This window comes from Tabrizicola fusiformis (genome assembly GCF_013328815.1).
In the GTDB taxonomy this organism is placed as follows: Bacteria; Pseudomonadota; Alphaproteobacteria; order Rhodobacterales; family Rhodobacteraceae; genus Fuscibacter.
Map to the genome: position 1 here is coordinate 456540 of NZ_JABUHN010000002.1, position 20075 is coordinate 476614.

At 66.4% G+C, this 20075-nt stretch carries 15 protein-coding genes and 2 tRNA genes; 11 read left to right on the plus strand and 6 right to left on the minus strand.

Translation table 11 applies throughout. The features are described 5' to 3' along the window. Positions 1–44: 44 nt before the first annotated feature. Positions 45–1019 (plus strand): XdhC family protein, encoded by a 975-nt coding sequence (locus HS053_RS04765; RefSeq protein WP_174210056.1) that lies wholly within the window; start codon positions 45–47, stop codon positions 1017–1019. Further along, positions 1016–2020, plus strand: coding sequence for a molybdopterin-binding protein (locus HS053_RS04770; RefSeq protein ID WP_174210057.1), 1005 nt, complete (start codon positions 1016–1018; stop codon positions 2018–2020). Before HS053_RS04765 ends, HS053_RS04770 begins: the two co-directional genes overlap by 4 nt. Here the strand turns inward: HS053_RS04770 and rarD are convergent. Together rarD and HS053_RS04780 are read right to left on the minus strand one after the other, a co-directional pair. Continuing rightward, on the minus strand, positions 2017–2919 hold the full coding sequence (rarD, locus tag HS053_RS04775) for an EamA family transporter RarD (RefSeq protein ID WP_174210058.1): 903 nt from the start codon (positions 2917–2919) through the stop codon (positions 2017–2019). The genes HS053_RS04770 and rarD overlap by 4 nt on opposite strands. A gap of 68 nt (positions 2920–2987) precedes the next feature. Further along, positions 2988–3407 (minus strand): cupin domain-containing protein, encoded by a 420-nt coding sequence (locus HS053_RS04780; protein WP_174210093.1) that lies wholly within the window; start codon positions 3405–3407, stop codon positions 2988–2990. Positions 3408–3453: 46 nt separating this feature from the next. On the opposite strand from HS053_RS04780, the gene HS053_RS04785 reads away from it, so the two are divergent. Next, positions 3454–4536 (plus strand): NAD(P)/FAD-dependent oxidoreductase, encoded by a 1083-nt coding sequence (locus tag HS053_RS04785; protein ID WP_174210059.1) that lies wholly within the window; start codon positions 3454–3456, stop codon positions 4534–4536. A 75-nt stretch (positions 4537–4611) separates the two neighbouring features. On the opposite strand, the gene eno is transcribed toward HS053_RS04785, so the two are convergent. From eno to HS053_RS04800, 3 genes are all read right to left on the minus strand, one after another. After that, a complete protein-coding gene (gene eno, locus HS053_RS04790; RefSeq protein WP_174210060.1) occupies positions 4612–5889 on the minus strand; it encodes a phosphopyruvate hydratase in 1278 nt (425 codons plus the stop codon). Positions 5890–6045: 156 nt separating this feature from the next. Then, a complete protein-coding gene (locus tag HS053_RS04795; RefSeq protein ID WP_347233292.1) occupies positions 6046–6948 on the minus strand; it encodes a DMT family transporter in 903 nt (300 codons plus the stop codon). Further along, entirely contained in the window at positions 6945–7364 is a 420-nt protein-coding gene (locus tag HS053_RS04800) for a Fur family transcriptional regulator (RefSeq protein WP_174210061.1), read from the minus strand. Before HS053_RS04800 ends, HS053_RS04795 begins: the two co-directional genes overlap by 4 nt. A 182-nt stretch (positions 7365–7546) precedes the next feature. Here HS053_RS04800 and HS053_RS04805 point away from each other — a divergent pair, with 182 nt between their 5' ends. Next, the gene (locus tag HS053_RS04805; protein WP_174210062.1) at positions 7547–8425 is read left to right on the plus strand and encodes a DMT family transporter; all 879 of its coding nucleotides are present in this window, start codon (positions 7547–7549) and stop codon (positions 8423–8425) included. A 438-nt stretch (positions 8426–8863) separates the two neighbouring features. Continuing rightward, entirely contained in the window at positions 8864–12538 is a 3675-nt protein-coding gene (locus tag HS053_RS04810) for a vitamin B12-dependent ribonucleotide reductase (RefSeq protein WP_174210063.1), read from the plus strand. Positions 12539–12648: 110 nt separating this feature from the next. Here HS053_RS04810 and HS053_RS22570 read toward each other — a convergent pair whose 3' ends face one another. Next, positions 12649–13245, minus strand: a complete 597-nt coding sequence (locus tag HS053_RS22570; RefSeq protein WP_174210064.1) for a TetR family transcriptional regulator C-terminal domain-containing protein — start codon at positions 13243–13245, stop codon at positions 12649–12651. Between the two features lie 181 nt (positions 13246–13426). Between HS053_RS22570 and tgt the strand changes: the two genes are divergently transcribed. From tgt to HS053_RS04845, 6 genes are all read left to right on the plus strand, one after another. Then, the gene (tgt, locus tag HS053_RS04820) at positions 13427–14557 is read left to right on the plus strand and encodes a tRNA guanosine(34) transglycosylase Tgt (RefSeq protein ID WP_174210065.1); all 1131 of its coding nucleotides are present in this window, start codon (positions 13427–13429) and stop codon (positions 14555–14557) included. 2 nt (positions 14558–14559) lie between these two features. Further along, on the plus strand, positions 14560–16119 hold the full coding sequence (locus HS053_RS04825; protein ID WP_174210066.1) for a hypothetical protein: 1560 nt from the start codon (positions 14560–14562) through the stop codon (positions 16117–16119). 200 nt (positions 16120–16319) lie between these two features. After that, a complete protein-coding gene (lon, locus tag HS053_RS04830) occupies positions 16320–18728 on the plus strand; it encodes an endopeptidase La (RefSeq protein WP_174210067.1) in 2409 nt (802 codons plus the stop codon). A gap of 155 nt (positions 18729–18883) precedes the next feature. Then, the gene (locus HS053_RS04835) at positions 18884–19291 is read left to right on the plus strand and encodes an HU family DNA-binding protein (RefSeq protein ID WP_174210068.1); all 408 of its coding nucleotides are present in this window, start codon (positions 18884–18886) and stop codon (positions 19289–19291) included. Positions 19292–19304: 13 nt separating this feature from the next. After that, a tRNA-Val gene (locus HS053_RS04840) sits at positions 19305–19379 on the plus strand. Between the two features lie 128 nt (positions 19380–19507). After that, positions 19508–19583, plus strand: a tRNA-Val gene (locus tag HS053_RS04845). Positions 19584–20075 lie beyond the last annotated feature (492 nt).

Sequence of the window (20075 nt, forward strand, 5' to 3'; positions counted from 1 at the left end):
AGCCCACCCGCAATCGGGCAGGATGGCTGCGAATGGGGGGAGCCATGGAACAGGACCGCATTGCCGAAATCGCGCTGGACTGGCACCGGCAGGGCCGGGGGGCCGTGCTGGCGACCGTGGTGGAAACCTGGGGGTCGGCCCCGCGCCAGCCGGGCAGCCAGCTTGTGGTGTCGGGCGACGGGCAGATGATGGGCTCGGTCTCGGGCGGCTGTGTCGAGGGCGCGGTGGTGACCGAAGCCGGTGAGGCGCTGGCCGATGGGCAGAGCCGCCTTCTGACCTTTGGCGTCAGCGACGAGACCGCCTTTGCCGTGGGGCTGGCTTGCGGCGGCACCATCCGGGTGCTGGTGGAGCCTGTGGGCGCGGCTATGCCCGAACCGCTTCTTGCCGAACTTGTCGTCGCGCGGGCGGCACGGCGCCCGGTGGCCTATGCCGTGAACCTGACCGACTGGTCGCGTGCGCTGCTGGCGCCCGGGCAGGACGGTGCCGCAGACGCCCGGCTGCGCAGCGACAAGGCCGGACCGGAAGAGGATGGCCGCTTCATCGCGCCGCACAACCCGCCCTTGCGGCTGGTGGTGGTGGGGGCGGTGCATATCGCGCAGGCGCTCTTGCCGATGGCGCGGGCCTGCGGCTATGACCCGGTGCTGATCGACCCCCGCGGCGCCTTCGGCTCGGCCGAGCGGTTCCCGGGGGAGGTCATTCTTGAGGATTGGCCGGATGAGGCGCTGGCGGCGCTGGCGCCCGATCCGCGCATGGCGGTGGTTACGCTGACCCATGACCCCAAGCTTGACGATCCGGCGCTGCGGATCGCCCTGCGCTCGCCCGCTTTCTATATCGGCTGCCTCGGCTCGACCCGCACCCATGCCAAACGGCTGGACCGGCTGCGCGCCGAAGGGTTTGCCGAGGCGGAGCTGGCGCGCATCCATGCCCCGGTCGGGCTGGATATCGGCGCCAAATCTCCCGCGGAAATCGCGCTTTCGGTGATGGCAGAGGTGACCCGGGTTCTGAGGAAAGGCGCATGATCTTCGGCGCTGTGCCGCTGGAGCGGGCGCTGGGCGCCATTCTGGCGCATTCGCTGCCGCTCGCGGGTGGGCGGCTGCGCAAGGGGGCGCTGCTGGGGGCCGAGGATCTGGCGCTGTTGCGCGCTGAAGGGGTGGACCACGTCACCGTGGCGCAACTGGAGCCCGGCGATCTGGCCGAGGATGTGGCGGCGGCGCGGCTGGCGGCGGCGCTGGTGCCCGATCCGGCGGGGCAGGGGCTGCGGATCGGCCCGGCGGCCACCGGCCGGGTGAACCTGAACGCCGAAGGCCCCGGCGTGGTCGAGGTGGATGCCGAAGCGGTGCTGCGGCTGAACCGCATTCATCCGGCCATCACCCTTGCCACCCTCGCGCCGCTGACCCGGGTGACGGCGGGGACGCTGGCCGGAACCGTCAAGATCATCGCCTATGCCGTGCCCGAAGCCGCCCTTGCCGCCGCCTGCGACGCCGCCCGGGGCGCCTTGCGCCTGCGTCCGGTGCAGATGCAGACGGCGGGGCTGATCCTGACCGAAGTGCCCGGGCAGGAGGCAAAGCTGACCGCCAAGGGCCGCCGCGCGGTAGAGGCGCGGCTTTCCGCCTTGGGGATGGGTCTGGCCGGGGTCGCCGTGGTGCCGCATGACAGCGCCGCCCTTGCCGATGCGCTGCAAAGCCTGCCCGGCGACATCGCGCTGATCCTGACCGGCTCGGCCACCTCGGACCTTTACGACACGGCGCCGCAGGCGGTGCGGGCGGCGGGCGGCACGGTGGCGCGGTTCGGAATGCCGGTTGATCCGGGCAATCTCTTGTTCCTTGGCGCCCAAGGCGGGCGCCCGGTGATCGGCCTGCCCGGCTGCGCCCGCAGCCCGGCGCTGAACGGCGCCGATTGGGTGCTGGAGCGGCTGGCCTGCGGGCTGGCGGTCGGCGATGACGACATCGCGGCAATGGGGGTGGGCGGGCTGCTCAAGGAAATCCCGACCCGCCCACATCTGCGCGAACCGCGGCGTTAATGCCGGGCGCGCGCCTGCCGGATCAGTGACCAGGTGTAGATAACCAACGCCGCCCAGATCATCGGAAAGGCAATCGCCCGGGCGCGGCCGAACGGCTCTCCGAACAGGAAGACCGCCGTCAGAAAGATCATCGTCGGCGCGATATATTGCATGATCCCGATGGTCGAAAGCCGCAAGAGCTTGGCCCCGTTGGCATAAAGCATCAGGGGCACCGCCGTCACCACGCCGCAGCCCGCCAAGAGCGCCGTCACGCCGGCCCCGCCGCCAAAGCTGCTCTGCCCGGTCGCCACCAGCCAGCCGCAATAGCCTATGGCCAGCGGCAGCAACAGCATCACCTCCAGCGTAAAGCCCTGATTGGGCCCCAGCGGCAGCGATTTCTTGAAATAGGCATAAAAGCCCCAGGTCAGCGTCAGGCTCAGGGCGACGAGAGGCAGGCGCCCCTGCTCCCATGTCAGCATGGCCACCGCCACGGCGGCCAGCCCGATGGCCGCCCATTGCGCCGGGCGCAGCTTTTCGCCCAAAAGGACCGCGCCCAGAAACACGCTGAACAAGGGGTTGATGTAATAGCCCAGCGCCGCCTCAAGCGCATGGCCGGTCTGGATCGCCCAGACATAGATCGCCCAATTGACCGAGATCAGCGCCGCCGTGATCGCCGCCATCCCCAGAAGGCGCGGGTTGCGCAGGGCCGCGCGCAGATCGTCGGTGCGCCCCAGCCAGACCAGAATCGCCAGCGCCACCGGCACCGACCACAGGATGCGGTGGGCCAGCACCTCCAGCGTCGGCACATCGGCCAGCGCCTTCATGTAAAGGGGCAGAAAGCCCCAAAGCAGATAGGCGGCCAAGGCATAGCCAAAGCCCTTCAGGCTGTCGCCGCTGTCAGGAGAGGAAGGTTGCGTCATGCCGCCTGCCTATCCGCTGGCCCCGCCGCTTTCCAATGCAAAGTTGTGACCCGAACAATGCCGGTTCGTCATGCATCGGGCAGCGACCACCCCGGCGGGGCGAGGTCAAACCCGGCAAACCGGAACCCCGGCGAGACGGTGCAGGACACCAGCGTATAGGCGCCCAGCGACCGCGCGGCCTGCCAATGGCCGGCGGGCACCACAATCTGCGGCGCCTCGCCCGCCAGAACATCGGGGCCAAGGCGGTGATGCCGGGCTGCTGTCTGACCCAGCGACAGGATCAGCGGCGCCCCGGCGTGCCAGAGCCAGATTTCATCGGCATCGACGCGGTGCCAGTGGCTGACCTCGCCGGCCCGCAGCAGGAACAGAATGGCGGTGCCGCTGGCCCGGCCCGCAACCTCGGGGCCGACCCAGGTCTGCCGATACCAGCCGCCCTCGGGATGCGGCTGCAAGTCCAGCCGCGCGATGATCTCTTCTGCCCGGTCCATCCGGCCCCCTTCCGTTTGCCGCGCCAGAATGGCAGCATCGCCCCCCATGACAAGTGCGCAAACCATTCTGATCCTTGGCGCCGGGCTGATCGGTGCCACCCTCGCCTGGCGGCTGGCCCGGGCGGGCCATGCCGTGACCGTGCTTGATGCGGGCCTGCCCGCCGGGGCCGCCTCGGGCCGCAGTTTCGGCTGGATCAATGCCAGCTATTTCGCCTGCGAAGCGCATTTTCACCTGCGCCACCGGGCGATGCAGGCGCATCACCGGATGGTGGCAGAACTGGGAGAGACCGGCCACCGCTGGACCGGCTGCCTGTGGTGGGAGGAAGAGGGGGCGGCGCTGGACCGCGCGGCAGGCGCGCTGACCGCGCTGGGCTATCCGCTGCACCGCCTGACCCGGGCCGAGGTTGCGGCGCGCGTGCCCGCGCTGGCCGCACCGCCCGAAGCGGCGCTTTGGTTTCCCGGCGAAGGCGCCGTCGATGCCGCCGCGCTGACCCGGCGGCTGTTGCAGGCGGCGGCGGATCACGGTGCGCGGCTCTGGTCCGGTTGCGCCGCGCGGCGGCTGATCGTCCGGGGCGGGCGTCTGGCGGGGGCGATGACGGATCAGGGGCCGGTCATGGCCGATCAGGTGGTGCTTTGCACCGGCACCGCCACGCCGGAACTGTTGGCCCCGCTGGGCCTGACCTTCCCTATGCTGGGCCGCCCGGGCCTGATCCTGCGCAGCCGCCCGGTGGCCGCCCGCATCGGCCCGATCCTTGCCAGCCCGGGGCAGGAACTGCGGCAGGATGGTGCGGGCCGCCTGCTTGCCCCCGCCAGTGCGGCGCATCAGGCCGACAGCGCCGAGAGGATCGCCGACCTGCCCGGCGCGCTGGCCGAAGCGACTTTGGCCCGCCTGCGCGCCCTGCTGCCCGGCTTGGGCATCGAGCCGGAAGAGGTGATCGCCGCCGACCGCCCGGTGCCGGGCGACGGGCTGCCCGCGCTGGGACCGCTGCCCGGGCTGGAGGGCGGCTGGCTGGCGGTGCTGCATTCGGGGGTGACACTGGCGCCTTTGGTGGGCGAGTTGCTGGCGGGCGAAATCGCGGGGCAACAGGCCGCCGAACTCGCGCCCTTCCGTCCGGCCCGGCTGATGTGAAAGGGGCGCCCGCAGGCGCCCCCAAAATTCTTCGAAGAATTTTGCAAGGATTTTGGAAAATCCTTGGCCCTTCCGTCAGCCCTTCAGGATGCTGCGGCCGGCATATTCCGCCGTCTCGCCCAGCATTTCCTCAATGCGGATCAGTTGGTTATATTTCGCCAGCCGGTCCGACCGCGACAGCGAGCCGGTCTTGATCTGGCCGCAGTTGGTGGCGACCGCCAGATCGGCAATCGTGCTGTCTTCCGTCTCGCCCGAGCGATGCGACATCACATTGGTATAGCGGGCACGGTGGGCCATATCCACGGCTTGCAGGGTTTCGGTCAGGGTGCCGATCTGGTTGACCTTGACCAGCATCGAGTTTGCAACGCCCTTGCGGATGCCCTCGGCCAGACGGCGCGGGTTGGTTACGAAAAGGTCGTCGCCCACCAGTTGCACCTTGCCGCCCAGACGGTCGGTCAGCAGCTTCCATCCCTCCCAATCGTCTTCCGAGCAGCCGTCTTCGATCGAGATGATCGGGTAATCCGCCGCCAGCGATGCAAGGAAATCGACATTCTGTTCGATGGTCAGCGACTTGCCTTCGCCCTTCATCTCATACTTGCCGCCGCGGAAATATTCGGTCGCGGCGCAGTCGAGCGCGAGGTAGATATCCTCGCCGGGTTTGTAACCGGCCTTTTCGATGGATTTCAGAATAAAATCAAGCGCGTCGCGGGCAGAGTTCAGGTTGGGGGCAAAGCCGCCCTCATCGCCGATGCCGGTGTTGTGGCCCGCCGCCTGAAGCTCTTTCTTCAGGGTATGGAACACTTCGGACCCCATGCGCACCGCCTCGCGGATGTCTTGCGCACCCACCGGCATGATCATGAATTCCTGAATGTCGATCGGGTTGTCGGCATGTTCGCCGCCGTTGATGATGTTCATCATCGGCACCGGCAGAACCCGGGCCGAGGTGCCGCCGACATAGCGATAGAGCGGCTGGTTCGAGAATTCCGCCGCCGCCTTGGCCACCGCCAGCGAGATGCCAAGGATGGCATTGGCACCCAGACGCGATTTGTTCGGCGTGCCGTCCATCTCGATCATGGTGCGGTCGATGCCGACCTGTTCGGTCGCATCATAGCCGACCAGCTCTTCGGCCAGCTCGCCGTTCACCGCTTCGACCGCCGCCAGCACGCCCTTGCCCTTGTAGCGCGCCTTGTCGCCGTCGCGCTTTTCCACCGCCTCATGTGCGCCGGTCGAGGCGCCCGAGGGCACCGCGGCCCGGCCCATGGCGCCGCTTTCCAGAACCACATCCACCTCGACGGTGGGATTACCCCGGCTGTCGAGGATTTCGCGGGCGTGAATGTCGATGATCGTGCTCATGGGGGCTCTCCCGATCCAAAGGTCCGTTGCCCCCCGTTTAGCGGCTGAAAGACGCAAGGGAAAGGGCAAGCTGGGTCGCAGGCATGTTAGCGCCAACATATGGCGCTGGTGCAAGGATTGCAGGCTAACCGGCGCAGAAGACAGCAGCGTGACGGATCAGGGCCGGCCGGCCTCTTTCAGCCGCCGTGCGCGCTCGCGCGCAAAGGCGTAAAGACCCGATCCCACGACGATGGCGGCCCCGATCAGCGTGGTCAGGCTTGGCCGTTCGCCAAGGAAGATCATGGCGACCAGCAGCGCAAAGACCAGCCTTGTATAGCGGAAGGGGGCGACCACCGAAACCTCGCCCAGCCGCATCGCGGCCACCACCGCGTAATAGCCGAAAAGCCCCATCACCAGCGCCCCCGACAGGCCCAGCCATTGGCCCGGCGTCGGCACCACGAAGGACTGGCCCATCACGGCCATCAGCCCGGCCCCCGCAGGCACCAGCGCCAGATAGGCCCAGGTTGCCACCTGGAACGTGCCGATCCGCGCGGGCATGGCGCGGGTGGCCAGATCGCGCGCCGCCAGCACCACCACGCAGGCCACGGTAAATAGCCCGGTCGGGTCAAAGGCCGCATCCCAGGGCGACAGGATGACCATGACCCCGGCGAACCCCGCAAGGATCGAGGCCCAGCGTCGCCAGCCCACGGTTTCGCCCAGAAACAGCGCCGCCCCGGCGGTGACCACCAGCGGCGATGCCTGCAACAGCGCCGAGGTCATCGACAGGGGCGCAAAGGCCAGCGCGACGATATACAGCACCGCCGCCGCCGCTTCGGAGAGGTTGCGCAGCAAAGGCACACCGTGCAGCGCGTCAAGGCTGAGGATGGCCTGCCGCCGCGAGGCCGCCAGAATCCAGAACACCACCGCGCCGAACCCGCCGGTCAGCATCAGCACCTCGCCCGGCGGCAAGGCTTCGGCGGCGCGTTTCAGGAACAGGTCTTCGACGGCGAAAAACGCCATCGAGCCAGTCATCAGGGCGGCGGCGCGGGTGTTTTCGCGGCTGGTTTCGGCGGATGTCACGCCTTGTCCGCCTTGCTCAACGGCACCGCCAGCAGTTCAAGCCGGTGCCCGATCAGCCGGTAACCCAGCCGGGCGGCAATCTTTTCCTGCAGCGCCTCGATCTCTGGATCGACAAATTCGATCACGGCGCCAGTGGACACGTCGATGAGGTGGTCATGGTGGTCGCGTTCGGCATCTTCATAGCGCGCACGGCCATCGCCGAACTCCAGCTTTTCCAGAATTCCCGCCTCTTCCAGCAGCTTGACCGTGCGGTAGACCGTCGCCAGCGAGATGCGCGGGTCCACGGCGCTGGCGCGGGCATACAGTTCTTCCACGTCGGGGTGGTCGTCGGCCTCGCCGATGACGCGGGCCAGCACGCGGCGCTGGTCGGTCATGCGCAGGCCCTTGGCTTCGCAGCGGCCGATGATGTCGGTCATGTCTGGCCCCCTTGTCGTCGCCTGCCCCTTGCGCCCCCTTAGCCCAAGCCGGGGCGGCAGGGCCAGCGGTTTTCGCGCCCCGACTTCGCGGCTACGTCACGGCTTGACACTCCCGGGGGGCGGGCAAAGGGTGGCGCCGGATCGCGGGACAGGCGGGCAGGAACGGCGGGCAGGGGACGGCAATGCGCAAGGATCGGCTGGACGGCACAGGGTTTGCGGCCCTTCTGGGGGTGACGCTGTTGCTGGCCGTGAACCAGATCATCGTGAAAGAGGTCAATCAGGGCCTGCAGCCGGTGTTCTTTGCCGGGGCGCGGTCGGCGCTGGCCACGATCTTTGTCTGGGCCTGGCTGCGCCACCGCGGGCTGTGGGGGCGGGTGACACTGGCCGACCTTGGCCCCGGGCTGGCGATCGGGGCGGTCTTTGCGGTCGAGTTCATGGCGCTGTTTCTGGCGCTGGACCTGACGGCGGTGGGCCGCGCCTCGGTGATCTTCTATTCCATGCCGGTCTGGATGGGCATTCTGGGCCATTTCTGGCTGCCGGGCGAACGGCTGACCCCGATCCGCGCGCTGGGCCTTCTTCTGGCCTTTGCTGGCACGGCGTGGGCCATCCTGTCGCGCAATCCGCAGGGGCAGGGCAATCTCTGGGGTGATCTTTGCGCGCTGGCGGGGGCGATGGGCTGGGCCGGCACCGCCTTTCTGGCCCGTAAGACCCGGCTGCGCGAAGCCGGACCCGAGGTGCAGCTTTTCTGGATGGTCCTTGTCTCGACGCCGCTGATGCTGCTGGCGGCCCCGTTTTTTGGGCCTTTGCTGCGCGAGGTGACGCCGATGCATTGGGTCTGGCTGGTGTTTCAGGCTTCGGTCGTGGTGGCCGGAGGCTTCATCTCGTGGCTCTGGCTGCTGTCGGTTTATCCCACGACGACGGTGGCCAGCTTTTCCTTCCTGACGCCGCTCTTCGCCATCGCCCTTGGCCATCTGGTGTTTGGCGAGGCGCTGGTGCCCGGGCTTTTGGGGGCTGCGATTCTGGTGGGGGCGGGGATCGCCCTGATCAACCGCCGCGTGTAGGCGGGCAGATTCGCGGCGCCGCAGGCCACGGGCACTTCATGCGCCACCGCAGCCAAGCCCCGCAAATCTGCCGCTTCCATGGCAAATTGGCGCGGTTTGCCGCCGCGCATCCCGCCGCTTGCCCCTGCGTCACCCTCACGGCGGCGTTACACAGCCCGTAGACCGGCCTGCTGCGTCAAGCACAAAATCTGGTGGGTAAGTCTAAAAAAACCGTTGATGCCGTCCGCACTTTGCGACAGTTTGACGAAGCAGGCCGAAACCCCACAAGATATAGTAGGGCCGGGAGAGCAGACCACATCGCAACAGCGGCACCGGGCAACAGGTGCAAACCCCCGAGGGCGAAGGCTGTCGGGTGGCTGGCATGTGTCTGTCCTGCAAGGGGATTTTGATATCGGACGGGGCACAGATCCCCGCCGCAACCAAACGGAGACGGGGCAGATGAAGATCGAGCGCAAGTTCACCACCGAAGCTGCGGGCGCCTATGGCGCCATGGAATTCACCCGCACCACCTCGGAAATCCGCAACCCCGATGGCAAGGTGGTGTTCAAGAACGATGCCGTCGAAGTGCCCGCAGGCTGGAGCCAAGTGGCCTCGGATGTGCTGGCGCAGAAATACTTCCGCAAGGCGGGCGTCCCGGCCCGGCTGAAGCGCGTGCGTGAAGACGGCGTGCCGAAATTCCTCTGGCGCTCGGTCCCCGACAAGCAGGCGTTGCACGAACTGCCCGCCGAAGAGCGTTTCGTGGGCGAGACCAGCGCCAAGCAGGTGTTCGACCGTCTGGCAGGTGCCTGGGCCTATTGGGGCTGGAAGGGCGGCTATTTCTCGACCGAGGCCGATGCCCGCGCCTATTACGACGAAATGCGCTTCATGCTGGCCCGGCAGATGGCCGCCCCGAACTCGCCCCAGTGGTTCAACACCGGGCTGCATTGGGCTTATGGCGTCGATGGCCCGGCGCAGGGGCATTACTATGTGGATCACAAGACAGGCACGCTGACCAAATCCGACAGCGCCTATGAACATCCCCAGCCGCACGCCTGCTTCATTCAGTCGGTTTCGGACGATCTGGTGAACGAAGGCGGCATCATGGACCTCTGGGTGCGTGAGGCGCGCCTCTTCAAATACGGCTCGGGCACCGGCACCAACTTCTCCTCGCTGCGCGGGGAAGGGGAGAAGCTGTCGGGCGGCGGCAAATCCTCGGGCCTGATGGGCTTCCTCAAGATCGGCGACCGTGCAGCGGGCGCCATCAAATCGGGCGGCACCACGCGGCGCGCGGCCAAGATGGTGATCTGCGACATGGATCACCCCGATATCGAACAGTTCATCAACTGGAAGGTCATCGAAGAACAGAAGGTCGCCAGCCTTGTCGCCGGGTCCAAGGCGCATGAAGCCCGACTGAACGACATCTTCGCCGCGATCCGCCAATGGGACGGTTCGTCGGAAGCCTCGGTTGATCCGGCAAAGAACCCGGCGCTGAAATCCGCGATCAAGGCCGCCAAGAAGGCGATGATCCCCGACACCTATACCAACCGCGTGCTGCAATATGCGCGGCAGGGTTTCACCTCGATCGAATTCCCCACCTATGACACGGATTGGGATTCCGAAGCCTATATCACCGTCTCGGGCCAGAACTCGAACAACTCGGTCCGCGTGACCGACGCCTTCCTGCGCGCCGTCAGGGAAGACCTGCCGTGGGAGCTGATCCGCCGCACCGACGGCAAGGTGGCGAAAACCGTTTCCGCGCGTGAGCTGTGGGACCAGATCGGCCATGCCGCCTGGGCCTGCGCCGATCCGGGCATCCAGTTCCACGACACGGTGAACGCCTGGCACACCTGCCCGGAAGACGGGCCGATCCGCGGCTCGAACCCCTGCTCGGAATACATGTTCCTCGATGACACGGCCTGCAACCTGGCCTCGATGAACCTGCTGACCTTCTTCCACAGCGGCAAGTTCGATGCCGAAGCCTATATCCATGCCTCGCGCCTCTGGACAGTGACGCTGGAAGTGTCGGTGATGATGGCGCAATTCCCGTCCAAGGAAATCGCGCAACTTTCCTATGACTTCCGCACCCTTGGCCTTGGCTATGCCAATATCGGCGGCCTTCTGATGAACATGGGGCTGGGCTATGACAGCCGCGAAGGCCGTGCTCTTTGCGGTGCGCTGACCGCGATCATGACCGGGGTTGCCTATGCCACTTCGGCCGAAATGGCGCGCGAGCTGGGCGCCTTCCCGGGGTATGAGCGTAACGCGGCCCATATGCTGCGCGTGATCCGCAACCACCGCGCCGCCGCCTGGAGCCGCGATTCCTATGAAGAGGTGAACGTCAATCCGGTGGCGCTGGATGCCGCTGCCTGCCCGGACCAGACGCTGGTGACGCTGGCCCGTTCCGCCTGGGACGAGGCGCTGGAGCTGGGGCAGCAACACGGCTTCCGCAACGCGCAGACCACGGTGATCGCGCCGACCGGCACCATCGGCCTTGTGATGGATTGCGACACCACCGGGATCGAACCCGATTTCGCGCTGGTGAAGTTCAAGAAGCTGGCCGGTGGCGGCTACTTCAAGATCATCAACCAATCGGTTCCGGCGGCACTGGAAAAGCTGGGCTATTCCACCGCGCAGGCGGCGGAAATCGTGGCCTATGCCGTGGGCCACGGCTCGATCGGCAATTGCCCGGGGATCAACACCACCTCGCTGGTCGGCCACGGCTTTGGCGCCCGCGAGTTGGAAAAGATCGAGGCGGCGCTGCCCTCGGCCTTCGACATCCGCTTTGTCTTCAACCAGTGGACGCTGGGCGAGGATTTCTGCAAGGGCAGCCTCGGCATCCCGGCGGACAAGCTGGCCGATCCGACCTTTGACCTTCTGCGCCACCTTGGGTTCACCAAGGCCCAGATCGACGCGGCCAATGACCATGTTTGCGGCACGATGACGCTGGAAGGCGCGCCCTTCCTGAAGAAGGAACACTATTCGGTCTTCGATTGCGCCAATCCCTGCGGCAAGACCGGCAAGCGCTTCCTCTCTGTGGACAGCCACATTTATATGATGGCGGCGGCGCAGTCGTTCATTTCGGGCGCGATTTCCAAGACGATCAACATGCCGAACTCGGCCAGCATCGAAGAAACGCTGGCGGCCTATGAACTGTCGCATTCGCTGGGCATCAAGGCCAATGCGCTCTACCGCGACGGCTCGAAACTGTCGCAGCCGCTGGCTTCGGCGCTGATCGAGGATGATGAAGAGGCCGAAGAGATCCTCGCCACCGGCTCCGCGCAGGAAAAGGCGGCGGTGATCGCCGAAAAGATCGTCGAGAAGATCATCATCAAGGAAGTGATCCGCACCAACCGCGAAAAGCTGCCGGAACGCCGCAAGGGCTATACCCAAAAGGCCATCGTCGGCGGCCACAAGGTTTACCTGCGCACCGGCGAATATGGCGACGGACGGCTGGGCGAGATCTTCATCGACATGCACAAGGAAGGTGCGGGCTTCCGCGCCATGATGAACAACTTCGCCATCGCCATCTCGGTCGGCCTGCAATACGGCGTGCCGCTGGAGGAGTATGTCGAGGCGTTCACCTTCACCCGGTTTGAACCGGCGGGCATGGTGCAGGGCAATGACAGCATCAAGAATGCCACCTCGATCCTGGACTATATCTTCCGCGAACTGGCGATTTCCTATCTGGACCGCACCGATCTGGCCCATGTCAAACCACAGGGCGCGGCCTTCGACGATCTGGGTCGCGGCGACAACGAGGGCAAGCGCAACTTCGGTGAGGTGAGCGAGGCCGCGGCGTCCAAGGGGCTGGAAATGCTCAAGTCGATCTCTTCGACCGGCTATCTGCGCAAGCGCCTGCCGCAGGAATTGGTGGTGCTGCAAGGCGGCATGGGCGCCTCGGCGCTGGCCGGGGGTGGATTGGCCGGGGCGCCGGTGTCCGGCTTCTCCGAAGCCGCCGTCAGCTACAGCGCCACGGCAATTGCCACCGGCACCGTGTCGATGGACGCCCGCACCAAGGCCAAGATGCAGGGCTATGAAGGCGACCCCTGCGGCGAATGCGGCAACTACACGCTGGTCCGCAACGGCACCTGCATGAAGTGCAACACCTGCGGCGGCACGAGCGGCTGTTCGTGAGCCGGACCTGAACGAAACGCGAGGGGCGGCCTTCCGGGCCGCCCTTTTTCTGCCCGCCGGGCAGCGGAGCCTTCGAAGGCTCCGGCCCGATTTCTTCGAAGAAATCGGTCTTACCCCAACCGGAGCTTGGCGAAGGTGACGCAGCCGTCGATCGCCGCCTTCACCGCCTCGTCATCACTGCGCCGTGCCCAGTCGAGCCAGAGTCCGTCCAGCGTGGCAAGGATCAGATTGGCGACCTGCGGAATACGGTCGGCCTTCCACGGGTCGCACATCCGTTCCAGCAGTTCCGAGACCCGCGCCCGCCAGACCGCATTCAGCGCCCGTTCGGTTTCGGCCAGCACCGGATTGCCCAAGGCCGCCGCCCAAAGGTCGATCCGCACCCGCAAGAGTTCCGGCGTCAGGCTTTCCGGCGCGAAGGCGGCGCGCAGAAAGGCATCCAGCCGCTCGGCATGGGTGGCGCCGGGCAGGTTCAGCCGCGCCTCGGCCTGTTCCTGCATCCGCGTCATGGCAAGGCGGAAGGCTGCGGCAAGAACCTCGTCCATGCCGCTGAAATTATAGGTGATATGGCCCAATGACATCTGCGCCTCGGCCGCCACCCGCCGCGCCGTCAGCCCGGCATGGCCATGCCGCTCAAGACAGCGCAGGGCCGCTTCGGTGATCTCGCGGCGGCGGGCTTCGGTGCCCCGGGGCGGTGGCGTTTCGATCACGGGCGCGGCCCCCGTGTCTTAACCGCCCCTGCTGTGCCCGCCATCCGCATCCTGCCCCCCGTGCCTGATCCGACAAGACCAGAGCGCGACGGCCTTGCCAAGCCCCCAGTCACCCCCTTGGCAAAGCCCGGACCCGCAGGCATTAGGGTGCGGTTCCGCAACGGCGAAGGAGGGTGCAAAAATGGGCGCGACATTCGGCTTCACGCTGCAAGCCACCGACGGGCTGGCGCGCAAGGGCGTGATCCACACCCCCCGGGGCGAGATTCGCACCCCCGCCTTCATGCCGGTGGGCACCGCCGCCACGGTCAAGGCGATGCTGCCGGATTCGGTGCGCGCAACGGGCGCCGACATCCTCTTGGGCAACACCTATCACCTGATGCTGCGGCCCACGGCGGAACGGGTGGCGCGTCTGGGCGGTCTGCACAGGTTCATGAACTGGCAGCGCCCGATCCTGACCGATTCCGGTGGCTTTCAGGTGATGAGCCTTGGCCCCCTGCGCAAGCTGACCGAAGAGGGCGTGCGCTTTTCCAGCCATATCGACGGTTCCAAGCATATGCTGACGCCCGAGCGCAGCATGGAAATCCAGCGCCTTCTGGGCAGCGATATCGTGATGTGTTTCGACGAATGCCCGGCCTTGCCTGCCACCGATGAGGTGGTGGCGAAATCCATGCGGCTGTCGATGCGCTGGGCGCAGCGGTCGCGCGATGCCTTTGGCGACCGGCCGGGCCATGCCCTCTTCGGCATCATGCAGGGCGGGGTGAACCGCGAGTTGCGTGAGGAATCGGCCAAGGCGCTGCAAGGCATCGGGTTTGATGGCTATGCCGTGGGTGGCCTTGCGGTGGGCGAGGGGCAGGAGGCGATGTTCTCCGTCCTCGACTATGCGCCGGGCTTCCTGCCGGAGGACAAGCCCCGCTATCTGATGGGCGTGGGCAAGCCCGATGACATCGTTGGCGCGGTGGAACGCGGCATCGACATGATGGACTGCGTGCTGCCCTCCCGGTCGGGCCGCACCGGGCAGGCATGGACGCGGCGCGGGCAGGTCAACATCAAGAACCAGCGCCATCAGGACGACCCGCGCCCGCTGGATGAAAATTGCACCTGCCCCTGCTGCACCGGCTATAGCCGCGCCTATCTGCACCATGTCTTCAAGGCGCAGGAAATCATCGCCTCGATGCTGATCACATGGCACAATCTGCATTATTATCAGCAGCTGATGCAGGGCCTGCGCGACGCGATCGGGGCAGGGCAGCTTTCTGCCTTCGTCGCGGCCTTCCACGCCCTGCGCGCCGAAGGCGATATCGAGCCGCTGTAGCCATGTTCACCCCGCGCCCCGTGGTCTGGTCCTGCGATGCGCCGCTGCCCGAGGCGGAGTTGGCGGGCTATGCTTGGGACGGGGCCGATCTGATGATCGGGACGGGCGGGGCACAGGCGGCGGGACGGGTGCCGCCTTTGGGCGCCGACGGCTGCCACCTGACCTGCCGCAAGACCGCCACGGGCCATCTGATTGCCGCCGATTCGCGTGGGCAGGCGCGGCTGTTCCTTTATGCCGACCGGGGGCGCTGGGCGGTGGCCAACGGCTTTGCGCCCTTGGTGCGGGCGGTGGCGGCGCGCGGCTGGCGGCTGCGGGTGCGGCCTTGGGCGCTGGCGGCATGGTCTGCGCCGCAGACCGCCTTTGACCAATTGCCATGGACCGCCACCGCTGCCGCCGAAATCCGGCTGGTGCCGGCCTGGGCCGGGGTGGCCGTCACCGCAGGGCGGGCGCAGGTGGTGACCCTGCCGCGCCCGGTCCCGGCGACGCTGGACGAAGCGCTGCGTCCGTGGCTTTCGCGGCTGGTGACGCTGCTGCGCCGGCCGGGGCTGCGGCTGGCGATGGACCTGACCGGGGGGCTCGACAGCCGCTGCACCCTCGCCATGGCGCTTTACCTGCGCGAGAGCGGGCAATTGCCCGACCTTGATGCGCTGCGCTTTGTCTCGGCCCGGCATCAGGCGGGCGATCTGGCCGTGGCGGGCGATCTGGCGGCCCGTTACGGCCTGCGGCTGAACGTCGGGCAAGAGGGCGCGCTGCGCCCCCGCAGCCTGAGCGACCGCTTCGCCCTTTGGCAGGATGTCTCGCTGGGCAGTTTCGCGGGCCCCTATCTGCCGCTGGCGCAGGAAGAGGCGGGGCTGGTCACCGTGGGCGGGCAGGGCGGGGAATATCTGCGCAGCCTCGACTGGGTAAGCGAACTGGCCCCCCTTCAGGCCGAGGCGCCGCGCGGCTTTCTCGCCCGCCGTGCCTTTCGCGCCGAACTGGCCCAGGCCTGGGACATGGCGCAGGGCGCGCTTTTGCCCGGGGCGCCGCAGGCAACGCAATACCGCTGGGCCTTCCGGCTGCGGGCGCTGGCGGGGCATCATTGCCAGATGGGGCTGCGGCTGACGCCGCTGGCAGGGGCGGGCTTCGCGGGCTGGGCGGCAACGCGGCCCCCCGCCGCGCTGCAGGGCGGGCGCCTGCCGTTCGAGATTCTGCACCGCCTTGCGCCCGAACTGGTGGGCCTGCCGTTCCTTGACCCCACGCGCTGCGCCCCGCCCGATCTGGGAACCGCCGCCGCCAGCCTGCCGCCGCTGATCGCCGAGCCGGGGCAGGTCTGGGCAGAGGCGCCCACCACTGCGCCGCCGCCCGAAGCCGCCGATCCCACACCGCCCGCCACCGCCTTTGCCCATGCGCTGGACGCCGCCGAGGCGGTAGGGGCGGCGCGGCTGATCGGCCCGGCGCCGCTGAAAGCCGCCCGCGCCGCACTGGCCGCGGCGCCCGCGGCGGGCCTGCCCGACCGGCTGGCCTTCCGCCCGGTTCACCTTGGCCTGCTTGCCGGGCTTTTGGCCGGGGCGGCGCAATCGTGAACATCAGGTTGCCACAGCGCCGCCAATTCTTCGGGAAAGCCGCTTGCCCCCCGCAAGCCCCCGGCGCATGATCGGCCCGAACCACCGGAGCCCAGGTTGACACGCCGCGACCGCGCCCCCAGATAAACACTCCGATGGAGAGGGCCGTCGTGCTGCCGATATCCGGGGCCCGTGCCTTCCTGCCGATCAAGGAAACGCTGATGACGAACATTTCCCCCCAAAGCTATCCGGTGCTGCCGCTGCGCGACATCGTGGTTTTCCCGCATATGATCGTGCCGCTGTTCGTGGGCCGCGAGAAATCGGTGAAGGCGCTGGAAGAGGTGATGGCCGACGACAAGCAGATTCTGCTCTCGTCGCAGATCGACCCTTCCGTGGATGATCCGGCCACCGATGGCATCTACCGCATTGGCGTGCTGGCCAATGTGCTGCAACTGCTCAAACTGCCCGATGGCACCGTCAAGGTGCTGGTCGAAGGCAAGGCGCGGGTCAAGATCACCGAATTCCTGCCCAACCCCGCCTTCTTTGAAGCGCGGGCCGAAGCGTTGAACGAAACCCCCGGCGACAAGGACGCGGTGGAGGCGCTGCTGCGCGGCGTGTCCGACGAGTTTGAGCGTTACGCCAAGGTCAAGAAGAACATCCCCGAAGAGGCGCTTTCGGCGGTGTCCGAAACCCGCGAACCGGCCCGTCTGGCCGATCTGGTCGCGGGTCATCTGGGCATCGACGTGGCGCAGAAGCAGGATCTTCTGGAAACCCTCGACGTCGCGGTGCGGCTTGAGAAGGTCTATGGCCAGATGCAGGGCGAAATGTCCGTGCTTCAGGTCGAGAAGAAGATCAAATCCCGCGTCAAGACCCAGATGGAGAAGACGCAGCGCGAGTATTACCTGAATGAGCAGATGAAGGCCATTCAGAAGGAGCTTGGCGACGGCGAGGATGGCCAGAACGAGCTGAAAGAGCTGGAAGAGCGGATCAAGAAGACCCAGTTCTCCAAAGAGGCCCGCGACAAGGCCGAGGCCGAGCTGAAAAAACTGAAGTCGATGAGCCCGATGAGCGCCGAGGCGACCGTCGTGCGCAACTATCTCGACTGGCTGCTGGGCGTGCCGTGGGGGGCGAAAAGCCGCGTCAAGAAAGACCTTGATGCCGCGCAAAAGGTGCTGGACGCTGACCACTATGGCCTCGACAAGGTCAAGGAACGCATCGTCGAATATCTGGCCGTGCAGGCCCGTTCGGCCAAGCTGAAAGGCCCGATCCTCTGCCTCGTCGGCCCGCCCGGCGTGGGGAAAACCTCGCTTGGCCGCTCGGTCGCCAAGGCCACGGGGCGCGAGTTCATCCGCATCTCGCTGGGCGGCGTGCGCGATGAAAGCGAAATCCGCGGCCACCGGCGCACCTATATCGGCTCGATGCCCGGCAAGATCATTCAGGCGCTGAAAAAGGCGAAAACCACCAACCCGCTGATCCTGCTCGATGAAATCGACAAGATGGGGCAGGATTTCCGCGGTGACCCGGCAAGCGCGATGCTCGAGGTGCTGGACCCCGAACAGAACGCGACCTTCGTCGACCACTATCTTGAAGTGGAATACGACCTCAGCAACGTGATGTTCATCACGACCGCGAACTCCTACAACATGCCCGGGCCGCTTCTGGACCGGATGGAGATCATTTCGGTCGCCGGCTATACCGAGGATGAAAAGCGCGAGATTGCCAAGCAGCACCTCCTGCCCAAGCAGGTCGCGGCTAATGGTCTGAAAAAGGGGGAGTTTGCCGTTGCAGATGACGCCCTGACCCACGTCATCCGCTATTACACCCGCGAAGCCGGCGTGCGGAACCTTGAGCGTGAGATTGCCAAGCTGGCCCGCAAGGCGGTGACGGATATCCTCAAGAAAAAGGCCAAGGCGGTTTCGGTCGATCCCGCCAAGGTCGAGGAATATCTGGGCGTGCAGCGGCACCGCTATGGTCTGGCCGAGAAGGAAGATCAGGTCGGCGTGGTGACCGGCCTCGCTTGGACCAGCGTCGGCGGCGATCTCTTGCAGATCGAGGCTTTGCGCCTGCCGGGCAAGGGCCGGATGAAGACCACCGGCAAGCTGGGCGATGTGATGAAGGAATCGATCGAGGCGGCCTCCTCCTATGTCCGCTCGATCAGTCCGCAACTGGGGGTGAAGCCGCCGAAGTTCGAGGCGATGGACATTCACGTCCACGTTCCCGACGGCGCCACGCCCAAGGACGGGCCTTCGGCAGGGCTTGCGATGGTCACCGCCATCGTTTCGGTCCTCACCGGCATTCCGGTCCGCAAGGACATCGCCATGACCGGCGAGGTCACCCTGCGCGGCAATGCCAGTGCCATCGGCGGCTTGAAGGAGAAACTGCTGGCAGCCCTTCGGGGCGGCATCAAGACCGTGTTCATCCCCGAAGAGAACGCCAAGGATCTGACCGAGATCCCCGAGAACGTGAAGGCGGGGCTGACCATCATTCCGGTCACCCATGTCAGCGAGGTTCTCGCACAGGCGCTGGTCCGTCAGCCCGAGCCTGTCGAATGGGATGAGGCGGCCGAAGAGGCGGCTGCGGCGGCCCGCCGCGCCGGGGCCGATGCGGCGCCCAGCCAGACCGCCCATTAACGGCGATCCGAACCCGGAAAAGGCGCGCTTCGGCGCGCCTTTTCTTTTGGTCTTTGTGCAAGAATTGTCGCCAAATCTTCCGTTTCGCGGCGCATTTTGTAGATTTGTTTCCGCAGCAGCGATAATCATGGGCCAAACCGCTTGCAGAGGCCCCCATGACAACCGCTCCCGCCAAAAAGACGACTGCCAAGACCGCTGCCAAGGCCGAAAAACCGGCCAAGGCCGCCAAGCCGGTGCTGGTCGCCGCGACCGACCCGGTCGAGGGCGCAGAAACCGCCCCGGTGATGAAGCTCAAGGATCTGGTCGCCCGCGTCGCCGAGGCCACCGGCGCCAAGAAGCCGCAGGTCAAGGAAATCGTCGAGGCGGCGCTGACCCAGATCGGCAAGGCGCTGGATGGCGGCGAAACCGTGCATCTGCCCGCCCTTGGCAAGATCAAGGTCAACCGCACCCGCGCGCTGGAACAGGGCGCCATCCTGTCGATGAAGCTCAAGCGCGGAACCGCCGGAAAGGCCACCAAAAAATCTGCACCCGAAGCCCTTGCAGAGGACGGCGAAGACAGCTAAACCCCCCGCCAACGGGAGATTAGCTCAGCGGTAGAGCGCTTCGTTCACATCGAAGATGTCAGGGGTTCAAATCCCTTATCTCCCACCATCACAGCGAAAGCGCGCCACAACGGCGCGCTTTTTGCATTCCGGCGCGGGCGGGGTGGCACTCGGCGGAACCCAAGGAAAACCCGGTGCTTGCACCGGGCGCACCACTCGCGCTAGAAGGCGCGGGTCGGGTGGTTAGCTCAGTTGGTAGAGCGTCTCGTTTACACCGAGAATGTCGGGGGTTCGAGTCCCTCACCACCCACCATCAGCGTTTGACTGCCGGAATGCAGGGCATCTCGAGGCCCGCCATCAGATCGCCGCACAACCGGCGTGCGGCTTCGGGTTCGTCAAAGCCAGTCAGACGCAGCCCGTAGGAAAGCCAATTGGAATCCGGACCGCGATCAGGGTCATCGGGTGGCATGCCGCCAGCCCTACGGTGGTAAGAATCAGTATGGCGCGCGCCCACTTTCCTACAGGCTCCTCTTTGATGTCCAAACCCGCCTGATCTTCTGTGGCTGCAAACGGACGTCGTGGCCCAGCGCAATCCGAGATCACGCGCGTGGTATGACGGGTAAGGGACGGAGCCTGGGGTTCCGAACGACTATCCTCTGGTGGCTTGTAACCTCGCAAGTCCGGATGTGTCTTGCATCCGTATTGTGGTGCATGTGACGGCGTCAAATGGCTCTGTTGCACAAATCCCGTGAGGGATTCATCTCGTGAATCCAGCGTGGTAGCCGGCGTGCATGAGCAGACCCAT

Excerpts from the sequence above, each read along its gene's own strand:
- HS053_RS04765 (WP_174210056.1), top strand. The coding sequence starts at position 45 with ATGGAACAGGACCGCATTGCCGAAATCGCGCTGGACTGGCACCGGCAG.
- HS053_RS04770 (WP_174210057.1), top strand. The coding sequence starts at position 1,016 with ATGATCTTCGGCGCTGTGCCGCTGGAGCGGGCGCTGGGCGCCATTCTG.
- rarD (WP_174210058.1), bottom strand. The coding sequence starts at position 2,919 with ATGACGCAACCTTCCTCTCCTGACAGCGGCGACAGCCTGAAGGGCTTT.
- HS053_RS04780 (WP_174210093.1), bottom strand. The coding sequence starts at position 3,407 with ATGGACCGGGCAGAAGAGATCATCGCGCGGCTGGACTTGCAGCCGCAT.
- HS053_RS04785 (WP_174210059.1), top strand. The coding sequence starts at position 3,454 with ATGACAAGTGCGCAAACCATTCTGATCCTTGGCGCCGGGCTGATCGGT.
- eno (WP_174210060.1), bottom strand. The coding sequence starts at position 5,889 with ATGAGCACGATCATCGACATTCACGCCCGCGAAATCCTCGACAGCCGG.
- HS053_RS04800 (WP_174210061.1), bottom strand. The coding sequence starts at position 7,364 with ATGACCGACATCATCGGCCGCTGCGAAGCCAAGGGCCTGCGCATGACC.
- HS053_RS04805 (WP_174210062.1), top strand. The coding sequence starts at position 7,547 with ATGCGCAAGGATCGGCTGGACGGCACAGGGTTTGCGGCCCTTCTGGGG.
- HS053_RS04810 (WP_174210063.1), top strand. The coding sequence starts at position 8,864 with ATGAAGATCGAGCGCAAGTTCACCACCGAAGCTGCGGGCGCCTATGGC.
- tgt (WP_174210065.1), top strand. The coding sequence starts at position 13,427 with ATGGGCGCGACATTCGGCTTCACGCTGCAAGCCACCGACGGGCTGGCG.
- HS053_RS04825 (WP_174210066.1), top strand. The coding sequence starts at position 14,560 with ATGTTCACCCCGCGCCCCGTGGTCTGGTCCTGCGATGCGCCGCTGCCC.
- lon (WP_174210067.1), top strand. The coding sequence starts at position 16,320 with ATGACGAACATTTCCCCCCAAAGCTATCCGGTGCTGCCGCTGCGCGAC.
- HS053_RS04835 (WP_174210068.1), top strand. The coding sequence starts at position 18,884 with ATGACAACCGCTCCCGCCAAAAAGACGACTGCCAAGACCGCTGCCAAG.